Origin of the sequence: Arthrobacter humicola (assembly GCF_039531445.1) — a bacterium.
In the GTDB taxonomy this organism is placed as follows: domain Bacteria; phylum Actinomycetota; class Actinomycetes; order Actinomycetales; family Micrococcaceae; genus Arthrobacter; species Arthrobacter humicola.
The window spans coordinates 1-5,059 of record NZ_BAAAQB010000038.1 but is presented as its reverse complement, the minus strand read 5'-3'; the positions used below and the strand labels follow the sequence as shown (position 1 = coordinate 5,059).

Sequence of the window (5,059 nt, the reverse complement as noted above, 5' to 3'; positions counted from 1 at the left end):
GTCCCGGTCGCCGGGATCCCGACCAAGTAAGGCCTTTAGACGCTGAAAAGGTCCGGAACCCCACGGGTTCCGGACCTTTTCTGCGTCCTGACATGCGCGGTCCGCGTGCTCCGCCGCGTGCGCGCGTTGCGCGTGCTGCGCTGTGCGGTCAGGCGCTGAGCCAGGTCCGCAGCGCCCGCAGGCATTCCCGGATGGCGTCCGCCTCGACGTGCTCGTTGTCCTTGTGCGCCAGCAGAGCATCGCCGGGCCCGAAGTTCACCGCCGGGATGCCCAGCTCGCTGAACCGTGCGACGTCGGTCCAGCCGTACTTGGGCTTCGGTTCCGCGCCGACGGCGGCCACGAAGGACGCGGCGGCCGGGTGGTTCAGTCCCGGCCGCGCCCCGGCAGCGCTGTCGGTGCGAACGACGTCGAATCCGTCCAGCAGCTCCCGCACCACGGCCTCGGCCCCGTCCGGGGTCTTGTCCGGGGCGAAACGGTAGTTAATTTCCACGACGCACTTGTCCGGGATGACGTTTCCGGCCGTGCCGCCGTGAATCTTCACGGCGTTGAGGCTTTCCCGGTAGTCGAGGCCGTCGACCGTCACGGTCTGCGGCTCGTACGCCGCCAGCCGGGCCAGGATCGGGGCGGCCGCGTGGATGGCGTTGCTGCCCATCCAGGCCCGGGCCGAGTGGGCGGCCTCCCCGAGTGTGGTCGCCTCGAAGCGCATCGTGCCGTTGCAGCCGCCTTCCACCGTTCCGTCGGTCGGCTCGAGCAGGATCGCGAAGTCACCGCCGAGCAGGGACCCGTGATTGCGCACCAGCCGGCCGAGGCCGCTCTTCACCGCCTCGACTTCCTCGTGGTCGTAGAAGACGAACGTGACGTCCTTGTCCGGCTCCGCGCCGGCGTCGAACATGGTGGCCGCAAGCGCCAGCTGCACAGCGACGCCGCCCTTCATGTCGGTGGCGCCGCGGCCGTAGAGGATGCCCTCCCCCGGCGCCCCGGAGGGCCAGTACGCCGGCACGGTCCCAAGCGAGCCCTCCGTGATGGGCAGCGGCACGGTGTCCAGGTGCCCCGCCAGGATCACGCGCTCGGCGCGGCCGAGGTTGGTGCGGGCGATGATCGAATCGCCGTCGCGGACCAGCTCCAACTGCGGCAGCAGCCCGAGAGCATGCTCCACGGCGTCGGCCAGCACCTTTTCGTTGCCGGAGACGCTGTTGATGTCGATCAGGGCGGCCGTGAGCAGGGCGACATCCTGGCGGAGGTCCAAGTGGACAGGGGCATGCCCTGAACTGCGGTGAAGGGCGCTGGCAGGGGTGCGGGGGTTCGTCGGGGTCACCGTCCCACTTTATCCGCTCGCCTGCCTCTCAACTGACCCGCAGCAGGGGCCGTTTCAGGCGTCATAACGGCCCCTGCCGCGAGTCACTTGGGCGACTCACGTTTCAGCGCGCAAGGACGCTCTCGTTAGACTTGGGCCATGACTGAAACTGCTTCTTCCGCCGTGCCCGCCGACGCCCGCTCTGACGCCCGCTCTGCCTACGGCTATGGATTGGCCACCGTATCCACCCGCAATGGTGAAGCCACCGTGTTGGACGTGTGGTTTCCGGCTCCGGCGCTGGGAGTCGCGGCGCCGAGCCTGCGTGACGTGGCCAACGCGGACCAGTCGCTGATCGATATCGCCGCCAACGGCACCGACCCGGACCGCGGCACCGAGCAGAAGGTCGTCTTCGCCCAGATCCACCTGGACGAGGCACCCGCGGACACCGCGGACGCCTACCTCCGCCTCCACCTGCTCTCGCACCGGCTGGTCCAGCCCAACAGCATCAACCTTGACGGCATCTTCGGCAAGCTCCCCAACGTGGTGTGGACCAACTTCGGTCCCGCGGCCGTCGAGGACTTCGAGCTCACCCGGGCACGCCTTCGCAAGCGCGGCGCCGTCACCGTCTTCGGCGTGGACAAGTTCCCCCGCATGGTGGACTACGTGGTCCCCTCCGGCGTCCGGATCGCCGACGCCGGCCGTGTCCGGCTCGGCGCGCACCTCGCCGAAGGCACGACGGTCATGCACGAGGGCTTCGTGAACTTCAATGCCGGAACCCTGGGCACCTCGATGGTGGAGGGCCGCATCTCGGCCGGCGTCGTCGCCGGTGACGGGTCCGACGTCGGCGGCGGTGCCTCGATTATGGGCACCCTTTCCGGCGGCGGCAAGGAAAAGATCGCCCTCGGGGAACGGGTCCTGCTCGGCGCCAACTCCGGCGTGGGCATCAGCCTGGGCGACGACTCCGTGGTGGAGGCAGGCCTTTACGTCACCGCCGGGACGCGCGTGCGAGTCATTAGCCCCCGGGATGCGGAAGGCGAGGACACCAGCCGGGTAGTCAAGGCCGTGGAGCTTTCGGGGGTTCCGAACCTGCTCTTCCGCCGCAATTCGACCACCGGCGCCGTCGAGGCGCTCCCCCGCAAGGGCCAGACCGTGGAGCTCAACGCGGACCTGCACGCCAACTGACCGGACCGGCTGGTACGGTATGGCGGGCGGTGAAGGCCGCTCCGGCGGGGCGCCCGTCGATGAAGCAGCCGATGACGCAGCCCGCTAGGGCCTGAGGGAGTAAGTTTCGTGGCACGACGTGGGAGCTGGCGACGCCGGATCGTCCTTCTGCTGACCCTTGCGATGGTTGCAGGAGCAATCTACACCGCGGTGGCGTTCCTGCAGCGTTCGGAAACGCTGATCACCGAACGCTGCACGGCGGTGGGCAGCGGAGGCGATGACCTCGCCACCGACCAGGCGGCCAACGCCTCCCTCATCACGGCTGTGGCGGTCCGGCGCGGGCTTCCTGCCCGCGCCGCCAGCATCGCACTGGCCACCTCCATGCAGGAATCCAAGCTGCGCAACATCGGCCACGGCGACCAGGCCGGCCCCGACTCACGGGGGCTCTTCCAGCAGCGGCCGTCCCAGGGCTGGGGCACCACGGCGCAGGTGATGGACCCATACCACGCCAGCAATGCGTTCTACGATGCGCTCGTGGAGATCTCCGGCTACCAATCGCTGGACATCACCGACGCCGCCCAGCAAGTCCAGCACTCGGCCTACCCGGGTGCCTACGCCCAGCATGAGGGGATGGCCCGCGCGTTCGCCTCGGCACTGAGCGGCCAGACGCCCGCCGGCCTGGATTGTTCGCTGCGGTCTCCCGACACCGCCGGGGATCCGGCCGCCGTCACCGCAAAGCTGACGGCGGCGCTCGGTGACGTGCCGACGTCGACGGACGGCCGGACCTTGATCGTGGAGGCCGACGGCACCCAGGCCTGGGCTATAGCCCAATGGGCCGTGGCCAACGCCAAAGCGCTGTCCATCACCAGCGTCGAGGTGGACGGCCGCGCATGGAACCGGCAGTCCCGCGATGGCTGGCAGCCGGCGCAGGTCCCGGCCGGGCAGGTCCGGGTGACCGTCGCCGACGCGCCCGCCAGCTAGCGGCGGGCGGCCGGCTCACACGAGGAGATCGACCACCGGCTGGACATAGCTGCGGAACAGTTCCGGCTCGGACAGAAGCTCCTGGCTCATGAGAATCTTGTCCGGCTCGAGGTACCAGGCCCGCGGCTCCGCCAGCGGGAGTTCGATGATCGTCAGGCTGAAATCCCGGGCCGGGCGGCCCACTTCCAGCAACCGGTCCTCCACCATGTCGGCCAGGAGCTCATTGTTGCTGTTGGATTCGCGCTCCGCTTCCAGGGCCAGGTATTCCGCGCGGCGTTCCCGGGCCCACGTCAGCGCGGCGCCGAAGTGCGCCTGCAGCACGCGGCGAAGCGCCGGTGAATTGCTGAACGACCCGAAGCCCGGCGGGGTGAGCTCGGGCGACATTTCCGGGTGGGCCTTCAGCAGCTGCTCCCACCAGGCCTCCCACTCGGTCTTGAGCACGGCCGTGCCTCCCACCTCTGCGATCAGGTGTGTATGGTCCGAGGCTCGGATCTTCGGCGCCACGTGACACAGTGCCGGATGCCCCGCGGTGTCCAGTCCGGCGGCGTCACGAACGTAGAGGGCAATGAGCATGGGACCAGATGTATCCATGGTGATCCGCCAGCCCGGTCCGCCGGTGTGGTGCATCCAATTGCCTCCCTTGGCAAGACGTACTATCTCAGTCTATTCCTGTTGTTAGTGCACGTTAACGGCTGGGGCCCGGTCCGCCATCCGGCGGCTCAGGCCCTCGAGATGGGCCTCCAGCACATCCTTGCACATGCGGGCCGTCATCCACTCCGGCTGCAGGAGGGCGTGCATCGTCAGCCCGTCCAGGACGGCCAGCAGCAGCTCGGCTTCAGTGACGAGCACCTGCTGGTCCATCCCGGCCGCGGCGTCGTCACTGTCGCGGCCATTTGCCCCGGCGGCCAGGCCGAGGATGAGGCCGCCGACTATTGCGGCCACGGCACGATGGCTGCGGTCGGCCTCGGCGGCCAGGAACGGCCGGGTCCGGGCGGCGTTCTTGAAGGCCATCCACACGCATGCGTCGACGGCCCGTTCCTCGTCCAGCGGAAGAAACTCATCCAGCAGCGCGGCTACGGCGTTGTGGTGCTCGGCCGAGCCGGGCGGCAGTTCTCCCACCCGGGCGTCCGCGGCGGCAAGGCGGCCAAGAATCCGGTCCACCACAATGGCGAACGCGTGGGACAACAGCTCGTCACTGCTGGCGAAATAGTGCCGCACCGAGCCGACGGCCAGCTGCGCTTCGTCGGCAACTTCGCGCAGGGAGGCCCGCTCAAGACCATCCGTAGCAATGATCCTGAAGACTGCGTCTACTACTTCCTGGCGCCGGATTACGGCGTCGACAAATTTAGGCACTGGTCTTTTTTAGCACGTCCGTGCCGTTGCCGCCCCGGGGCACACCGGTTCCCCCGTGCACGTGGCGCGGGTCACAACGGCCCTGGTCACAATGGAGCGTTGGCACGGAGCGTTGGCATGGAGCGTTGGCACGGCGCGCCCCGAGCACGACGCCGGCCGCGCACCTCAGCGGCGGTTTCTAGCGGTCGTTGCAACACCCATAGATTTTGGGAGTTGCAACGACCGTGCCGCATTTAAGCGACGCTTCATCGGAGTTCCGGAAGTATGCGA

Annotated in this window: 5 protein-coding genes; 2 read left to right on the top strand and 3 right to left on the bottom strand. The window is 68.6% G+C overall.

The window, feature by feature from the left end; all coding sequences use genetic code 11:
- Positions 1-148: 148 nt before the first annotated feature.
- On the bottom strand, positions 149-1,315 hold the full coding sequence (gene dapE, locus ABD243_RS14720) for a succinyl-diaminopimelate desuccinylase (protein ID WP_425547215.1): 1,167 nt from the start codon (positions 1,313-1,315) through the stop codon (positions 149-151).
- 138 nt (positions 1,316-1,453) lie between these two features.
- Here dapE and dapD point away from each other — a divergent pair, with 138 nt between their 5' ends.
- Entirely contained in the window at positions 1,454-2,476 is a 1,023-nt protein-coding gene (gene dapD, locus ABD243_RS14715; RefSeq protein WP_344367178.1) for a 2,3,4,5-tetrahydropyridine-2,6-dicarboxylate N-succinyltransferase, read from the top strand.
- A gap of 108 nt (positions 2,477-2,584) precedes the next feature.
- The gene (locus tag ABD243_RS14710) at positions 2,585-3,436 is read left to right on the top strand and encodes a hypothetical protein (protein WP_425547214.1); all 852 of its coding nucleotides are present in this window, start codon (positions 2,585-2,587) and stop codon (positions 3,434-3,436) included.
- A 15-nt stretch (positions 3,437-3,451) separates the two neighbouring features.
- On the opposite strand, the gene ABD243_RS14705 is transcribed toward ABD243_RS14710, so the two are convergent.
- Together ABD243_RS14705 and ABD243_RS14700 are read right to left on the bottom strand one after the other, a co-directional pair.
- Positions 3,452-4,063, bottom strand: a complete 612-nt coding sequence (locus tag ABD243_RS14705; RefSeq protein WP_116767326.1) for a hypothetical protein — start codon at positions 4,061-4,063, stop codon at positions 3,452-3,454.
- 48 nt (positions 4,064-4,111) lie between these two features.
- Positions 4,112-4,789: a TetR/AcrR family transcriptional regulator gene (locus ABD243_RS14700; protein WP_116767325.1), complete on the bottom strand. Its 678-nt coding sequence runs from the start codon at positions 4,787-4,789 to the stop codon at positions 4,112-4,114.
- Positions 4,790-5,059: the final 270 nt, after the last annotated feature.

Bases quoted from the DNA above. Each gene is read 5' to 3' on its own strand.
- ABD243_RS14705 (WP_116767326.1), bottom strand. From the start codon at position 4,063: ATGCACCACACCGGCGGACCGGGCTGGCGGATCACCATGGATACATCT.
- dapD (WP_344367178.1), top strand. From the start codon at position 1,454: ATGACTGAAACTGCTTCTTCCGCCGTGCCCGCCGACGCCCGCTCTGAC.